14 protein-coding genes and 1 tRNA gene are annotated in these 15,154 nt (G+C 46.0%); 7 read left to right on the forward strand and 8 right to left on the reverse strand.

Going from position 1 to position 15,154, the window contains the following annotated elements; all coding sequences use genetic code 11:
* Window positions 1-61 precede the first annotated feature (61 nt).
* From AB4133_RS20175 to rpsU, 6 genes are all read right to left on the reverse strand, one after another.
* A complete protein-coding gene (locus tag AB4133_RS20175; RefSeq protein ID WP_136973934.1) occupies window positions 62-1,330 on the reverse strand; it encodes an O-acetylhomoserine aminocarboxypropyltransferase/cysteine synthase family protein in 1,269 nt (422 codons plus the stop codon).
* Between the two features lie 204 nt (window positions 1,331-1,534).
* Window positions 1,535-1,610, reverse strand: a tRNA-Ile gene (locus AB4133_RS20180).
* 164 nt (window positions 1,611-1,774) lie between these two features.
* Window positions 1,775-3,619, reverse strand: a complete 1,845-nt coding sequence (gene rpoD / locus AB4133_RS20185; protein ID WP_017061407.1) for an RNA polymerase sigma factor RpoD — start codon at window positions 3,617-3,619, stop codon at window positions 1,775-1,777.
* A gap of 99 nt (window positions 3,620-3,718) precedes the next feature.
* Complete coding sequence (dnaG, locus tag AB4133_RS20190) at window positions 3,719-5,470, reverse strand: DNA primase (RefSeq protein ID WP_017061408.1); 1,752 nt, start codon at window positions 5,468-5,470, stop codon at window positions 3,719-3,721.
* Between the two features lie 119 nt (window positions 5,471-5,589).
* Window positions 5,590-6,033: a GatB/YqeY domain-containing protein gene (locus tag AB4133_RS20195; RefSeq protein WP_017069475.1), complete on the reverse strand. Its 444-nt coding sequence runs from the start codon at window positions 6,031-6,033 to the stop codon at window positions 5,590-5,592.
* 25 nt (window positions 6,034-6,058) lie between these two features.
* The gene (gene rpsU / locus AB4133_RS20200; protein ID WP_004396009.1) at window positions 6,059-6,274 is read right to left on the reverse strand and encodes a 30S ribosomal protein S21; all 216 of its coding nucleotides are present in this window, start codon (window positions 6,272-6,274) and stop codon (window positions 6,059-6,061) included.
* Between the two features lie 258 nt (window positions 6,275-6,532).
* On the opposite strand from rpsU, the gene tsaD reads away from it, so the two are divergent.
* Together tsaD and AB4133_RS20210 are read left to right on the forward strand one after the other, a co-directional pair.
* The gene (gene tsaD, locus AB4133_RS20205; protein ID WP_229647475.1) at window positions 6,533-7,549 is read left to right on the forward strand and encodes a tRNA (adenosine(37)-N6)-threonylcarbamoyltransferase complex transferase subunit TsaD; all 1,017 of its coding nucleotides are present in this window, start codon (window positions 6,533-6,535) and stop codon (window positions 7,547-7,549) included.
* 106 nt (window positions 7,550-7,655) lie between these two features.
* A complete protein-coding gene (locus AB4133_RS20210; RefSeq protein ID WP_229647474.1) occupies window positions 7,656-8,471 on the forward strand; it encodes an alpha/beta fold hydrolase in 816 nt (271 codons plus the stop codon).
* Between the two features lie 92 nt (window positions 8,472-8,563).
* On the opposite strand, the gene plsY is transcribed toward AB4133_RS20210, so the two are convergent.
* Window positions 8,564-9,160 (reverse strand): glycerol-3-phosphate 1-O-acyltransferase PlsY, encoded by a 597-nt coding sequence (gene plsY / locus AB4133_RS20215; protein ID WP_009847793.1) that lies wholly within the window; start codon window positions 9,158-9,160, stop codon window positions 8,564-8,566.
* A 138-nt stretch (window positions 9,161-9,298) separates the two neighbouring features.
* On the opposite strand from plsY, the gene folB reads away from it, so the two are divergent.
* Genes folB through AB4133_RS20230 form a run of 3 tightly spaced genes read left to right on the forward strand, consistent with a single transcriptional unit; the run spans window position 9,299 to window position 10,956 of the window.
* A complete protein-coding gene (gene folB, locus AB4133_RS20220) occupies window positions 9,299-9,658 on the forward strand; it encodes a dihydroneopterin aldolase (protein WP_004735969.1) in 360 nt (119 codons plus the stop codon).
* Window positions 9,655-10,137: a 2-amino-4-hydroxy-6-hydroxymethyldihydropteridine diphosphokinase gene (folK, locus tag AB4133_RS20225; protein WP_017061413.1), complete on the forward strand. Its 483-nt coding sequence runs from the start codon at window positions 9,655-9,657 to the stop codon at window positions 10,135-10,137. The genes folB and folK overlap by 4 nt, the downstream gene beginning before the upstream one ends.
* A gap of 15 nt (window positions 10,138-10,152) precedes the next feature.
* Entirely contained in the window at window positions 10,153-10,956 is an 804-nt protein-coding gene (locus AB4133_RS20230) for an undecaprenyl-diphosphate phosphatase (protein WP_010434624.1), read from the forward strand.
* Between the two features lie 92 nt (window positions 10,957-11,048).
* Here the strand turns inward: AB4133_RS20230 and AB4133_RS20235 are convergent, their stop codons facing one another.
* Entirely contained in the window at window positions 11,049-12,365 is a 1,317-nt protein-coding gene (locus AB4133_RS20235; protein WP_372225552.1) for a multifunctional CCA addition/repair protein, read from the reverse strand.
* 36 nt (window positions 12,366-12,401) lie between these two features.
* On the opposite strand from AB4133_RS20235, the gene AB4133_RS20240 reads away from it, so the two are divergent.
* Both AB4133_RS20240 and AB4133_RS20245 read left to right on the forward strand, forming a co-directional pair.
* Window positions 12,402-14,072: an ExeA family protein gene (locus AB4133_RS20240; protein WP_229647471.1), complete on the forward strand. Its 1,671-nt coding sequence runs from the start codon at window positions 12,402-12,404 to the stop codon at window positions 14,070-14,072.
* Window positions 14,072-15,064 carry a general secretion pathway protein GspB gene (locus AB4133_RS20245; protein WP_017062918.1) on the forward strand — a complete coding sequence of 331 codons (993 nt, stop codon included), beginning with the start codon at window positions 14,072-14,074 and terminating at the stop codon, window positions 15,062-15,064. Before AB4133_RS20240 ends, AB4133_RS20245 begins: the two co-directional genes overlap by 1 nt.
* Window positions 15,065-15,154: the final 90 nt, after the last annotated feature.

Consider the following 15,154-nt stretch of genomic DNA (forward strand, 5'->3'; position numbering starts at 1 on the left):
GCGATGAACCTTTTTTATGTCTGTTAGTTAACGATCAGTGTTAGAGCTAGCTGTAGCGTCATTAAGCGCTCAGTGCTTGCTCTAGGTCAGCCAAGATATCGTCAATGTGCTCGATACCTACTGATAGGCGAATCATCTCCGGTGATACACCGGCTTGTTTCTGTTCAGCTTCGCTTAGTTGACGGTGTGTCGTCGAAGCTGGGTGACAAGCGAGAGATTTCGCATCGCCAATGTTAACTAAGCGCTTGAAGATTTGCAGTGCATCATAGAAGCGAACACCGGCTTCATAACCGTCTTTTAAACCAAAAGATAGAATGGCCGATGGCTTACCTTGCATGTACTTTTCAGCGAGTGGATAGAATTCTGAATCAGGCAGGCCAGCGTAACTTACCCAACTGACTTTCTCGTGTTGCTTGAGGTATTCCGCTACTTTCAAGGCATTCTCTGTGTGTCGCTCCATGCGTAGCGACAACGTCTCCAAACCTTGCATCAACATGAAAGCATTCATTGGTGACAGTGCTGCACCTGTATTACGTAGGGGAACCGTTCTAGCACGACCAATAAACGCAGCCTCACCAAAGGCCTCGGTATAAACCACGCCATGATAAGAAGGCTCTGGCTGATTAAACACAGGGAAGCGGTCCTTGTGCTGTGCCCATGGGAATTTACCTGAGTCGACAATCACGCCACCTAACGTTGTACCGTGACCACCCACGTATTTAGTTAGTGAGTGCACCACGATGTCAGCACCAAAATCGATAGGTTTACACAGTACAGGCGTCGCCACCGTGTTATCAACAATCACAGGTACACCTTGTGCGTGAGCAAGTTCAGCAACACGCTCTAAGTCGATAATATTACCTGCTGGGTTACCGATACTTTCACAGTAAACCGCCTTGGTTTTTTCATCGATCAGTGCCGCTAAGCTTTCTGGTTTGTCGTCTTTAGCAAAACGAACTTCAATTCCTTGGTTTGGCAACATGTGAGCAAATAGGGTGTAAGTACCACCGTAAAGCTGAGGCGTTGAGACAATGTTGTCACCGATTTGCGCCAACGTCTGAATCGCGTAGTTGATCGCAGCACTGCCCGCACTTACCACTAAGCCTGCAATCCCCCCTTCTAAGGCTGCCATGCGTTTTTCTAACACATCATTGGTTGGATTCATTATCCGTGTGTAGATATTACCTGGCACCGCAAGGTTAAACAGGTCGGCGCCATGTTGTGCGTCATCGAATTCGTAAGCGACGGTTTGGTAAATAGGTGTGGCAACCGATTTGGTTGTTGGATCAGTTTCGTAGCCGAAGTGAATCGAGAGTGTTTCGTCTTTCATGTTTCTTCCCTGAACTATTGAATGATTTGTGTACACTCATATTGCCGATTTTTTTATAAAAGAAAAGTATGTTTAGTCACAGAGAGGCAATTGGAATTGTGTGCGGGACAATTCGTTATTGGTTAGGAAGTGCAGGGCGTGATTTGTACTGAATCAGAAAAGCAAAAAGCCAGAGCAGCGTGAACTGTTCTGGCTTTTCTAATTTGGTGGCCCCTCCCAGATTTGAACTGGGGACCGAACGATTATGAGTCGTGCGCTCTAACCACTGAGCTAAGGGGCCGTAGGGCATAGATTATAGGGGAAGCATTCAGTGGTGTCTAGACACTATAAGGGGCAATTCCGCTTACATCTTAGCCACTTAAATCACACGGATAAAAAAAAGGTGAGCCAACGCTCACCTTTTCTTATTTTATGCTTAAAAGCTAACCACACTAAAGCGTGTAATTACTCGTCTAGGAAGCTACGCAGAGTTTCTGAGCGGCTTGGGTGACGAAGTTTACGCAGTGCTTTTGCTTCGATCTGACGGATACGTTCACGAGTTACGTCGAACTGCTTACCAACCTCTTCAAGAGTGTGGTCAGTGTTCATGTCGATACCGAAACGCATACGCAGTACTTTCGCTTCACGAGGCGTTAGGCCTGCAAGAACGTCTTTAGTTGCGCCGCGTAGGCTTGTTGCCGTAGCAGAGTCTAAAGGTAGTTCTAGCGTTGTATCCTCGATGAAATCACCTAGGTGCGAATCTTCGTCGTCACCGATTGGTGTCTCCATTGAGATTGGCTCTTTAGCGATTTTCAGTACTTTACGGATCTTGTCTTCAGGCATTTGCATGCGTTCAGCTAGCTCTTCCGGAAGTGGTTCACGCCCCATCTCTTGTAGCATTTGACGAGAGATACGGTTTAGTTTGTTGATCGTTTCGATCATGTGAACCGGAATACGGATAGTACGAGCTTGGTCGGCAATCGAACGAGTGATTGCTTGACGGATCCACCAAGTAGCGTAAGTAGAGAACTTATAACCACGACGGTATTCAAACTTATCTACCGCTTTCATCAGACCGATGTTACCTTCTTGGATTAGATCCAGGAATTGTAGACCACGGTTTGTGTACTTCTTAGCAATCGAGATTACTAGACGTAAGTTCGCTTCAACCATCTCTTTCTTCGCACGACGAGCTTTCGCTTCACCGATAGACATACGACGGCTGATATCTTTGATGCTTTGAACAGTAAGAGACGTTTCACGTTCGATCATATCCAGTTTTTGGATAGAGCGACGGATGTCGTGCTCGTTACGTTTGATCTTTTCTGCGTATGGCTTGTCTGAAGCAAGAACTTCATCCAACCATGCTTCGCTAGATTCGTTACCAGTAAATAGAGCAATGAAAGATTTCTTCGGCATTTTGCCGTACTCAACCGTTTGACGCATGATTAGGCGTTCTTGAGTACGTACGCGATCCATAGAGTTACGCAGTTCGTTTACTAGGTAATCAAACTGTTTTGGTGTTAGACGGAACTCTTTGAATACGTCTTGCATCATTGTCGTTGCAAGCGTTGCTTTCGGGCTTTCATGGCCGTACTCGTTGATCGCTAGCTGACGGTTCTGGTAGCTAGTACGAAGCGCTGTGAACTTCTCAAGAGCAAGCTCAGGATCGATACCTGTATCTTCTTCTTCCTCTTCCTCGTCGTCTTCAGCGTCTTCTTTGTCTTCGTCTTCCAGATCAGTTTCAGCAAGTTCTGAACCGATGTGAGTCGCCGTTGGCGCAGCTGTGCCATCGTCGTCTGGGTCAACAAAGCCATTGATTAGGTCTGTTAAGCGAATCTCTTCTGCTTGTACGCGGTCAAACTGTTCCAAGATGTATGGAATAGTGCCTGGGTACTCAGCAACCGATAGTTGAACTGTATTGATACCATCTTCAATACGTTTCGCAATGTCGATTTCGCCTTCACGAGTCAGTAGTTCAACCGTACCCATTTCACGCATGTACATACGAACTGGGTCAGTAGTACGGCCAATCTCGCTTTCTACGCTTGAAAGCGCAGCAGCTGCAGCTTCGGCTGCATCTTCATCTATATTGGCATCGTCATCATTAAGTGCTAGATCATCAGCATCAGGTGCAGTTTCAACTACCTTGATACCCATGTCGTTGATCATTTGAATGATGTCTTCTACCTGTTCAGAATCCACGATTTCTGCAGGTAGGTGGTCGTTTACTTCGGCGTAGGTCAGATAGCCTTGTTCCTTGCCTTTAATAACAAGTAATTTAAGCTGTGACTGCGGATTTTGATCCATAGATGATATCCAACTTCAGGTCTGGTGAAGGACGTTGCATTCTCAAATGCAAACCAATTATGTTAACAAATTTATTAAATGCTGACTAATCAAACAGGGTTACGCTTTTAGATCTAGCATTAAAGCTAGTAGCTCCCTTTTTTCTTCGGCTGATAAACCGACGCTTCTTGCTTTGGCCTGCAGGTTTTCAATTTGTTTTTCAACGCACTGGGCAAGTATGTTGTCCAATGAGTCTAAAAATATGTCTTCTTGATTGTCTTCGTCGAGGGGGATTTCCCAGCTCGCGAGACGAGACAGAAGAGCCTCATGTTTATTGTGTCGCCAATGCTCTAATAATTGGCCTGTGTTGATATGGGGATGCTCGTGGCATTTATCAAGTACTTCGACGAATAAACTTAGTCCGGGCAACTGTAAGCCTTTGACACTTGATAAATCCGGTACCATATCAGCATAGCTCGGATTTTGGATAAGCAAAGCGATAACTTCACGCATTGGAGTGCGCTTCAGCTCTTTATGTGGTTGAGGTGTCGGGTTCTGTGTATGAACACGCGCACGTCTCAATTGGTTATCAAATCCAGTTCGCTCATCGAGCAGTTTTTCGAGCAATTCTTGGAAGTAACTGTCAGGGATTTTATTAATCAAGGCGCTGGCGTGTGCACGCAGTGCTGATTTCCCTTCGGTTGTTCCCAAGTTTAACTTGTGTATTTCAATCAGGTTATCGAACAAATAGGTCGAAAGCGGCGTCGCATTGTGGACCAGCTGTTCAAAAGCGGCTTTGCCATGCTCTCTAATATAGCTGTCTGGATCTTCACCGTCGGGCAAGAATAGAAACTTAAGCGTGTTACCGGTTTTCAGGTATTCAAGCGCGTTTTCTAGTGCGCGCCATGCGGCCTCTTTACCTGCTCGGTCACCATCGTAACAACAAACCACAGTGCTGGTTTGACGGAACAACATTTGAACATGGTCGCCGGTTGTCGAGGTGCCCAGTGATGCTACTGAGTAATCGACACCATATTGCGCGAGTGCCACGACATCCATGTAACCTTCAACCACAAGTATTTGCGGCGGTTCACGGTAGGCTTGCAGCACTTCATAAAGGCCGTAAAGCTCTTTACCTTTATGGAAGATAGGCGTTTCTGGTGAGTTGAGGTATTTTGGTGTGCCGTCTTCTAATACACGACCACCAAAACCAATCACACGGCCACGACGATCACGAATTGGGAACATTACGCGTCCACGGAATCGGTCGTATCGGTTACCTTTATCGTTCTCAATTAGCATGCCGCCAGTCACGAGCATGTCTTGGGCTTCTTTCTGTTGGCCAAAGTTCTTACGAACTAAGTCCCACTCATCGGCCACATAACCAATACCAAACTTCTGGACGATCTCGCCCGAAAGGCCACGATTCTTTAGGTAATCAATCGCAGGTTTGTTGGCTGATATTTTCAGTTGAGAGCGGTAAAAATTACTGATGCCGCCCATCAAATCGTAGAGGTTACGTTTTTGTTCGCTGTTGGCTCTTGGTGCTGTTGATATCTCGCCGCTGCGCTGTTCTCTAGGAACGTCGAGGCCTAAGAAAGAGGCTAGCTCTTCAATAGCTTCAACAAAATCGAGGCGTTCGAACTCCATAATGAAGTCGATAGCATTACCGTGTACGCCACAACCAAAGCAGTGATAAAACTGTTTTTCTTGGCTTACGCTAAAAGAAGGGGTCTTTTCGTTGTGGAATGGGCAACAAGCACCATAGTTTTTGCCTTTTTTCTTAAGTTTCACGCGTGCGTCCACAATGTCGACAATGTCGAGACGCGCTAGGAGATCATCGATGAAACTACGCGGGATGTGTCCTGCCATAAAACCTTAGAAAAATGCACTAACTGAGAGTGTGGATAATAATAGTTTGAATAGGTTACAGATACAAACAAGCCGTGCGTTCCGAAGGATTGCACGGCTTGTTGCAATTTGATTTGGGATTAAGCGAGTTTAGAACGAACTAAACCACTAACTTTCCCCATATCTGCACGCCCTTGAATTTGTGGTTTCAAGATAGCCATTACTTTACCCATGTCTTGCATGCCCGCTGGTTGAGCTTCGGCGATTGCGCTATCAAGTAGTGCAATAACTTCTTCATCAGTTAGCGGTTGAGGCATAAAGCCTTCAAGTACCGTAATTTCTGCTTTTTCCACGTCAGCAAGATCTTGACGATTTGCTGATTCATATTGAGCAACAGAATCGCGACGTTGCTTAACCATTTTAACTAATACAGCAAGAATGTCGTCGTCGTTCAGAGTGATCCGTTCGTCAACTTCACGTTGCTTAATTGCTGAAAGAGCTAAGCGGATAGTGCCAAGGCGCGGTTTGTCCTTGGCTTTCATCGCTAATTTTTGCTCTTCTTTGAGTTGTTCAATAAGAGCCATAACTCAGTCCTTATGGATTAAGTTATTAGTACAGGCGAACGCGACGTGCGTTTTCGCGAGCTAGCTTCTTAGCGTGACGCTTTTGAGCTGCTGCTTTAGCGCGTTTGCGAACTGTAGTTGGCTTTTCGTAGTGCTCGCGACGGCGAACTTCAGAAAGGATACCTGCTTTTTCACAAGAGCGCTTGAAACGACGTAGTGCAACGTCGAACGGTTCGTTTTCACGTACTTTAACTATTGGCATATGCCTTTCACCTCAGGGGTTATTCATTATCGCTGGCTACTCAGTACCAAATCAGAGAAGTTACCCATCGAGCTAACTCTCTATTCGCGTTTGGCCATTAACCAGCTTGATCAAAAATGGTGCGGAATTTTAATCCGATCACAGTGGCTTTGTAAAGCACTTTGTCGATTATAGTCTGTACAATATTTGTTTGAAGAGCTTAGGCAGGGTAATATTGCGCTAATTTCCCATTTTAGACGAAAGCGTGCCGAGAAAATTATGCGCATTATTGGTATTGAAACCTCTTGTGATGAAACAGGAATCGCGATTTATGATGATGAGCAAGGGCTGCTTTCTCATCAATTATATAGCCAAGTAAAGCTGCACGCCGATTACGGTGGTGTGGTACCTGAGCTAGCTTCACGTGACCACGTGAAAAAAACAATTCCTCTTATTAAAGCGGCATTAGCTGAAGCGAACCTAACGTCGAAAGACATTGATGGTGTGGCTTACACGGCTGGTCCAGGTTTAGTGGGCGCTTTGCTTGTAGGTGCAACGATTGGTCGCAGTATTGCTTATGCGTGGGGCGTGCCTGCTGTGCCTGTCCATCATATGGAAGGCCACCTTCTTGCGCCAATGTTAGAAGACAATCCACCTCCATTCCCATTTGTGGCTCTGCTGGTTTCTGGCGGCCATACTATGATGGTAGAAGTGAAAGGCATTGGTGAATACCGAATTCTTGGTGAATCGATTGATGATGCAGCGGGTGAAGCGTTTGATAAAACCGCGAAGCTGATGGGCTTAGATTACCCTGGTGGTCCACTGCTATCTCGCTTGGCAGAAAAAGGCACTCCGGGTCGTTTTAAGTTCCCGCGTCCAATGACCGATCGTCCAGGTCTAGATATGAGCTTTTCTGGTCTGAAGACGTTCGCAGCGAATACCATTCGTGATAACGATAATGATAACCAGACTCGTGCTGATATTGCTTATGCATTCCAAGAAGCTGTTTGTGCAACCTTAGTAATCAAGTGTAAGCGCGCCTTGGTAGAAACAGGCATGAAACGTATAGTGATTGCTGGCGGTGTAAGTGCTAACAAGCAACTGCGTGTTGAGCTTGAAGCTCTTGCTAAGAAAATCGGTGGTGAGGTGTACTACCCACGCACTGAGTTCTGTACAGATAACGGTGCGATGATCGCTTATGCGGGCATGCAGCGCTTGAAGAATGGCGAAACGGCTGATTTGTCTGTTCATGCCACACCGCGTTGGCCAATTGACCAGCTAGAGCCAATTGCGTAATAAACCATAGTGTTTCGATAAACGGTCGCCTTGTGCGGCCGTTTTTATATCCTAGCTTACCGACTGTATGTCGATAAATAATTGCTGATAGAGATTAGGGAAGAAAATGAACAAGTTCACAGTAGACAATCAATCGATGGCGTACCTAGATGAAGGTCAAGGCCCTGTTGTTGTACTCGGCCACAGTTATCTTTGGGATAGTGCAATGTGGAAGCCGCAGATCGAAGCGTTAAAAACTCAGTATCGCTGTATTGTTCCAGAGCTTTGGTCTCATGGTGAATCTCAAGCAGCACCCACTTCGATGCGTAACTTGAAAGATTACGCTCAGCACGTTTTGGCTCTGCTTGATCATTTAGAGATCGAAGAATTCTCAGTGGTTGGCTTATCGGTTGGCGGTATGTGGGGAACGGAGCTTGCCGAATTAGCACCTGCGCGAATTCAGTCATTGGTATTAATGGATACTTTTGTGGGTTTAGAGCCAGAAGTTGCGCACGCTAAATACTTCCACATGTTAGACACCATCACTCAAACTAAGATGGTTCCTCAACCAATTGTTGAAGCGGTTGTTCCACTGTTCTTTGCTAATGATGCTCAAACCAACACGCCAGCTTTAGTTGAAGGTTTTACTCAGCAGTTATCAGCTCTTGAGGGCGACAACGCTGAAGAAGTGGCACGAATTGGTCGAATGGTGTTTGGACGTCGCGATATGATTGAATCGGTAGAGAACTTTGCTTTGCCTGTTTTGATTGCTGTAGGACAAGAAGATAAACCACGTCCGGTTCTTGAGTCATACCTAATGCACGATTGCATTACGGGCAGTGAATTAGTGGTGATTCCTGGCGCAGGTCATATTAGCTCGTTAGAGCAACCAGAGTTTGTGAACACAATGCTGAAGACGTTTTTAGATAAACATCTGCTGTAAGTTCTTAAATACTGAATAGTGTTGTTCGACTTATACTTACGTCGGTTTAAACGCATCTCGGTTTAAAAATAGTTCGGCTTAGACGTGACAGTTTAAGCCGATTTTTTTTGTCCGAGTTTTGGTTCGCTGCCATCGAGTAGGCGGCGGATATTCTGGTGGTGACGTAACACGATCAAACAGCACAGCATGGCTACTGGCAATGTGTATTGAGGTTTGACTAACCAAGCGTAGAAAGGGGCAAGTAGCACAGTAACCAGTGCCGCTAAAGAAGAGTAACGAAACAAAAACGCCACCACTAACCAAGTCGCCATGATCATTCCGGTTAGATCGAACCCTATTGGGGCGATAGCGCCGAGTGCGGTTGCCACGCCTTTACCACCTTTGAAGTGGAAGAAGATTGGATACATATGGCCAAGACACGCCGCAATTGCGACAACCCCTAAAATAATTGGGTCGATCTTGAGGTAGTAGCCAAGCCAGACAGGGATAGTGCCTTTCAGCATGTCACATAGGAGGACGGCAGCAGCTGCGCCTTTACCGCCAACACGCAGTACATTGGTGGCGCCCGGGTTATTGGAGCCTACCGTTCTTGGATCGGGAAGTCTTAAGACTCGGCATATCAAGACCGCACTAGAGATTGAACCTAGCAAATAGGCTGCAATGATCATGATTAGTGCCAATGGGGTCATGTCTGTCCTTTAACGGTTATACGCCTAACGATGGGAAAATAATGCTCAATCCAAGAGTAATTGATATCATATCTCGAATTACGCAAATAATACGTTTTTTTCCCCTATATGGGTATCCGACCTCTAAAAGGACAAGTCATGGCACTGGATAAAGTTTTCATTGAACAGCTAGAAGTAATTACAACGATCGGTGTTTACGATTGGGAACAAGAGATTAAACAAAAACTTGTGCTTGATATTGAAATGGCTCATGACAACCGCCCAGCGGGTAAGAGTGATGATGTGGTTGATGCTTTGGATTACTCGACAGTGAGTACAGCCGTGCTTGACCACATTGCGAATGGCCGATTCCTATTGGTTGAACGTGTGGCTGAAGAAGTTGCTGAATTGATCATGACTCAATTCTCTGTGCCGTGGATTAAAATCCGATTGGCTAAACCTGGCGCAGTGCCACAAGCAAAAGCCGTTGGTGTGATCATCGAACGAGGTCAAGCATGACAGTAGCCTATGTTGGTGTTGGCACGAACATAGACCGCGACAAGCATGCAAGGGTGGCATGGACAGAGCTTCAATCGTTAGGGACTAACCTTAAATGCTCTAAAATCTATCACTGTGAGCCCGTGGGTTTTAATAGCCATCCGTTTTATAACTTTGTGATAGAGCTCGACACGTCACTCTCATTGACTGAATTTTCACAGCAGCTGCGTAAAATTGAGTTTAAATGGGGTCGCTCTCAAGATGCGCACAAACTACAAGATCGAAAACTCGATCTTGATATTGTGCTGTTTGGAGAGGAGGTTTCTGAGCGTGAGCCAGAATTACCACGCAGTGATATCTACAAATATCCTTTTGTAACACAACCGCTTTATGATCTTTGTCCTGCGCGAGTGATCCCGCAAGACGGAAGAACCGTCAGTGAAATATGGCAGAAGATGCAGCAATTAGACTCGCTCTCTGTCGTAGATATAAAACTATAATTTTTAAGGTAAGTAATGAGTTATTTTGAAGCGTTTATATTGGCGTTGGTGCAAGGCTTTACAGAGTTTTTACCTATTTCCAGTTCTGCACACCTAATCCTTCCTTCTGCTGTTTTAGGCTGGGAAGATCAAGGTTTGGCCTTTGATGTCGCTGTCCACGTTGGTACTTTGGCAGCTGTTGTTATCTATTTCCGTAAAGAAGTGGTCTCTCTGTTGAGCGCATTCTTTGGTTCAGTGTTTAAAGGCGATCGCAGTAAAGAAGCGAAGTTAGCGTGGATGATCATTCTCGCGACGATTCCTGCGTGTATCTTTGGCTTGTTGATGAAAGATATTGTTGAGCTTTACTTACGCAGTGCGTGGGTGATCGCGACGACAACGATTATCTTTGGTCTATTGCTATGGTGGGTGGACAAGAACTCAAGCCTGCGCGATGACGAATACCAAGCGGGTTGGAAAAAGGCGCTGTTTATTGGTCTTGCTCAAGCAATGGCGATCATTCCGGGCACGTCTCGTTCTGGCGCAACCATTACCGCGGCGCTTTACCTTGGTTTCACACGTGAAGCAGCGGCTCGATTCTCTTTCTTGATGTCTATCCCAATCATCACTCTGGCTGGTGGTTATTTAGGTCTTAAGTTGGTGACAAGCGGTGACCCAATCCATGTTGGCACTTTGCTAACGGGTGTTGCGGTGTCTTTCATCAGTGCTTACATCTGTATTCACTTCTTCTTGAAGCTTATCTCTCGTATGGGCATGACACCGTTCGTTATCTACCGACTGATTCTAGGTTGTGGTCTGTTTGCTTTCTTAATGATGCAGTAACAGACACAGGCAACGGTCTCGCTGTAAGAATTGAAACAAAAGGCCCGCTTAACTGCGGGCTTTTTAATACGTTTTAGTTAGTGCGGTGACGATTAACTGCTAGCAAGTTCTGATAACGCGCTTTCAATAGCCACCGCTCTGCGCTTCTCTTGCTCTTCTCGAATATCTTTACCTTTAAAGCCATCTGCAATGATCGCTTTTACTTCAACTTGAAGCGCCGCTTGATAGGCAGCTTCAAAACGAGCCTTTTGAGGGTAAGGCTGATCTTGTAACCCTTTTCGGCCTGCGTGGTCGGCCTGGCAGCAAAGTAGTATATCGTCGAGCCTATCTGGCTTACGCCAAACATCGAACTTGTTGAGAACCTTGAGAAAGGTGGTTGGTTTGAGCTCGCCTGCGCGGTGGATATTAGAATGTTGCTCGCACACTAACAACGCAAGGTCTCTGAACTCATTGGGCACTCTCACTCGCTCACACAGTTTCTTGATTATCTTAACACCTGTGTGGCAGTGCATTTTATGGCTTGGCCATTCAGCTTGTGGTGTGACGCCTTTACCTAAGTCATGCACTTGAGCTGCAAAGCGTACCGGTAGCGATGGGCTTAATAGTGCGGCTTGCTGAGCAACCATCAGAGTGTGAATACCCGTGTCGATTTCAGGGTGCCATTTTTCAGGTTGAGGGACGCCAAATAGAGCGTCAATCTCAGGTAATACGACTGCCAATGCACCACACTCTTTCAATACAGAGAGGAACACTTCAGGGTGCGGTGTACTAAGAGACTTATGCCACTCTTGCCAAACTCGCTCTGCAGTAAGGTGTGCCAGCTCACCAGATTGGACGATCTCACTCATCATATCCATGGTTTCCGGTGCAACCGTGAAGTTAAGATGGTGAAGCTTGGCGGCGAAGCGAGCCACACGCAGTACACGAAGAGGGTCTTCAACAAAAGCGTCTGAAACGTGTCTTAAGATACGATCCGAGAGATCTTTCTGGCCATGATAAGGATCGTGAAGTTGGCCTTTATCATCTTGAGCTATAGAGTTGATGGTCAGATCTCGACGCATCAGGTCTTCTTCCAAACTCACGTCTGGCGCGAAGTAACATTCGAAGCCTGTGTAACCAGAGCCTGATTTTCTCTCAGTGCGAGCCAGTGCGTGCTCTTCTTTGGTTTTTGGGTGCAAGAATACCGGGAAATCTTTTCCCACAGCAGTAAAGCCAAGGTTTTCCATCTCTTGAGGGGTACTCCCTACCACGACCCAATCTCTATCATAACTATCAATATTGAGCAGCTTATCGCGCACTGCTCCACCGACTAGATAGCGTTGTAGCCCGTTGTCTTTTGGTAGGCTATCGTAAATTTGCAACTTATCACCTCGAAATGTTTTATCACTGCTGGACTTTACTGCAAGCAATGGTACTTTCCATTAATCGTAATTATAGGGCAGCACATGTATAAGGAATATTTTGGCTTCGTTGAGATGCCATTTTCGATTGTACCAAATTCTCGCTACTTGTTTTTGAGTCAGCGCCATCAAGAAGCGATGCAGAACCTACAAGCCGGTTTAGGCGAGGGTGGGGGCTTTGCGATGCTTACTGGTGAGGTTGGTACAGGGAAAACAACGGTCGCTAAGGCGATGTTGTCTTCATTGGATAGCCATACTCAGGCTGGCCTTATACTTAACCCTACGTTTTCAAATACGGATTTACTAGAAGCTATCTGCGATGAGTTTGAGGTCGAGTACCCAGAACAAGCATCGTTGAAACAGCTCAGTCAGGCTATTCATTATTTTCTACTTGATAGCCATGCCGAAGGCATTCAAACCCTATTGGTGATCGATGAAGCCCAACACCTCGCTGCCGATGTGTTGGAGCAGTTACGCCTTCTAACAAACTTGGAAACCGACAATCGTAAGCTGTTAAAAGTACTGTTGGTCGGCCAGCCGGAATTACAACAGCACTTACAAACCACGCAGCTACGTCAGCTAGCACAGCGCATTACTGGTCGTTATCACTTACTGCCTCTTAATACCGAAGAAACGGGCAAGTACATCGCGTTTCGTTTGGAGACGGCGGGTGGCGAGCAGATGTTGTTTTCGAACCGTTCTATCAAGCTGATTGCTCAATATACGCATGGTATTCCAAGGCTCATTAACTTGGTGTGTGATAAAGCACTGCAGTTGGCTTTTCATGACGGTGAGCAGCTACCGAGCAATGAAACGGTTAACCGAGCGTGTCAGCAGGTTATGTCCTTTCAGGCCGATGTGTATCACGTCGAGAAAGCTCTAACTTCTCGTGTCGCGCCTAAGTTATTCCAATACGCAGGGATTGCGACGTTAAGCGTTGGTCTTGCAATAGCGACCTTTAACTTCGCTCCAAGCTATATCAATGCTTGGTTGCCTACGGATGCATCAAATGAAGCAAAGACGGAAGTGTTAGCACGTACTCAGCGTTCTTTGGTATCAGATGTTCCTAAGTTGGTTGCTGAGCCAAAACCTGCCAAGTTTGAATTGCCACAACACATTCAACAACATTTGATGCAGGGGACCAATCGTTCTCTCGCTATCAAAGACTTGTATACGCTGTGGGGATATCAATCTTCACTGCGTGATGGATTGTGCTTAAGTGAGCCACAAAGTGTTTTTGTGTGTGAGCAGCAGCAGGCCAGTTTGGATACCTTGTTAGAACTTGGTGTTCCTGTGGTACTTAATCTCGACATAGACCAAAAACCAGTGTTTGCTGTGCTGTATGGCGTGTCTAAGGATTCTGTCGAGTTGCTGGTTAATGAAAAGCTGTTGGTGATGCCGAAGCAATCCTTAGAGCAAATCTGGCAAGGCGATTACGTCGCTATTTGGAAGCAGCCGCTGCGAGAGACCCTTAAAGAGGGCTATCAAGGTGAAGCGGTTGCTTTGCTTGATCTACTGCTTTCTGAAGTATTAGGAGAGGTTGTTTCCGGTAGTGATGTATTTGATTATGAGTTAAAAATGAAAATCGAAGCATTTCAAACGTGGCAAGGTATGTCTGTTGATGGCATTGCAGGTAAGCGCACCTTAGCAAGATTGCAGAGATTAGCTCAACTCGATTCGCCTAAGCTGATGTCACTAGAAGGGGGCGAAAGCTAATGTCACGTATTATGCACGAACTTAAACAGCCGTCTCACAAGCCATCTTCTATTAATCAGCACTCTCTTAGCAAACCAAGCTTCAAAGGCTACCAGAATCATCATGTTCCTAATTCTGCAAAAGGGATGAGCAACAAGCGAGGTTCATCGTTAGCGATGGGGCTACTCTTAATCTTGGTTCCTTCTTTGTTGGTGGGTGGCGTCTTGGCTTATCAATCGTATATCCAACAACAAGAAGCCGTGAACCAAGCTGCCAATGTCGCTCTGCCAGAATTTAAAACTGAATCAGACATTGAGCCTGAAATTGCGGATGCTGATATAGCAAGCATGGATGCCGTGTCTGAGGAAGAAGATGCCTTGTTCACCGTTCGCCCTGCACCGGCGAGCCAACCGTTGAAAGCATTGCCACGCCAAGAGATGTATGCACAGATTGATTCTGGCGCTAATCGTGCAAACACCGCTGGTGGCTCAGCAGTGATCTTCGCTAATGCTGATAACAACACTCAAATGACAGCCAGTTCTGAATCGTCATCCGTTCAGCCAGGCGCGAGTGATGAAACGACTGCTCTGCAATCAAGCACTGATCAGCAATCAAATAGTGACTTACAATCGGACAGTGATCTGCTGCAAGGGCTAGACCTCAGTGAGTTGCCACCTGATTTGGCATTGAAGCTTGAATCCATTATGGGGGAGCAACAAAGCACTCCTGAGCCGATGGACTCTAGACCCGCAGGGCAAAGAGGCTCTCAGGTTATTGAGTTGGAAACGCACACCAATAGCTTATCAGGCGTCCTTCCTAAGTTAGACCTACAAACTCATATGTACTCGAGCAGCGAGACCAAACGTTGGGTAAAAGTGAACGGCCAAGAAGTGGCGCAAGGAGATTGGATTGGACAAGACATTCAATTACTAGAGATTAAGCCACAATCAGTGATCATAGAGTTCAATCAGCAGAAGATAGAAATCCCAGCTCTGTACGAGTGGAAAGGCTAGCGAGCTCTAAAGGTATCTAGATAACAGACAAATAAAAAGGAGCACCTCGGTGCTCCTTTTTGATATTCGATACTGAATTTACTGTACCTG

The sequence above is a fragment of the Vibrio sp. 10N.286.52.F8 genome (genome assembly GCF_041468745.1).
In the GTDB taxonomy this organism is placed as follows: domain Bacteria; phylum Pseudomonadota; class Gammaproteobacteria; order Enterobacterales; family Vibrionaceae; genus Vibrio; species Vibrio crassostreae_C.

Bases quoted from the DNA above. Each gene is read 5' to 3' on its own strand.
- AB4133_RS20175 (WP_136973934.1), bottom strand. From the start codon at position 1,330: ATGAAAGACGAAACACTCTCGATTCACTTCGGCTACGAAACTGATCCA.
- rpoD (WP_017061407.1), bottom strand. From the start codon at position 3,619: ATGGATCAAAATCCGCAGTCACAGCTTAAATTACTTGTTATTAAAGGC.
- dnaG (WP_017061408.1), bottom strand. From the start codon at position 5,470: ATGGCAGGACACATCCCGCGTAGTTTCATCGATGATCTCCTAGCGCGT.
- AB4133_RS20195 (WP_017069475.1), bottom strand. From the start codon at position 6,033: ATGGCTCTTATTGAACAACTCAAAGAAGAGCAAAAATTAGCGATGAAA.
- rpsU (WP_004396009.1), bottom strand. From the start codon at position 6,274: ATGCCAATAGTTAAAGTACGTGAAAACGAACCGTTCGACGTTGCACTA.
- tsaD (WP_229647475.1), top strand. From the start codon at position 6,533: ATGCGCATTATTGGTATTGAAACCTCTTGTGATGAAACAGGAATCGCG.
- AB4133_RS20210 (WP_229647474.1), top strand. From the start codon at position 7,656: ATGAACAAGTTCACAGTAGACAATCAATCGATGGCGTACCTAGATGAA.
- plsY (WP_009847793.1), bottom strand. From the start codon at position 9,160: ATGACCCCATTGGCACTAATCATGATCATTGCAGCCTATTTGCTAGGT.
- folB (WP_004735969.1), top strand. From the start codon at position 9,299: ATGGCACTGGATAAAGTTTTCATTGAACAGCTAGAAGTAATTACAACG.
- folK (WP_017061413.1), top strand. From the start codon at position 9,655: ATGACAGTAGCCTATGTTGGTGTTGGCACGAACATAGACCGCGACAAG.
- AB4133_RS20230 (WP_010434624.1), top strand. From the start codon at position 10,153: ATGAGTTATTTTGAAGCGTTTATATTGGCGTTGGTGCAAGGCTTTACA.
- AB4133_RS20240 (WP_229647471.1), top strand. From the start codon at position 12,402: ATGTATAAGGAATATTTTGGCTTCGTTGAGATGCCATTTTCGATTGTA.
- AB4133_RS20245 (WP_017062918.1), top strand. From the start codon at position 14,072: ATGTCACGTATTATGCACGAACTTAAACAGCCGTCTCACAAGCCATCT.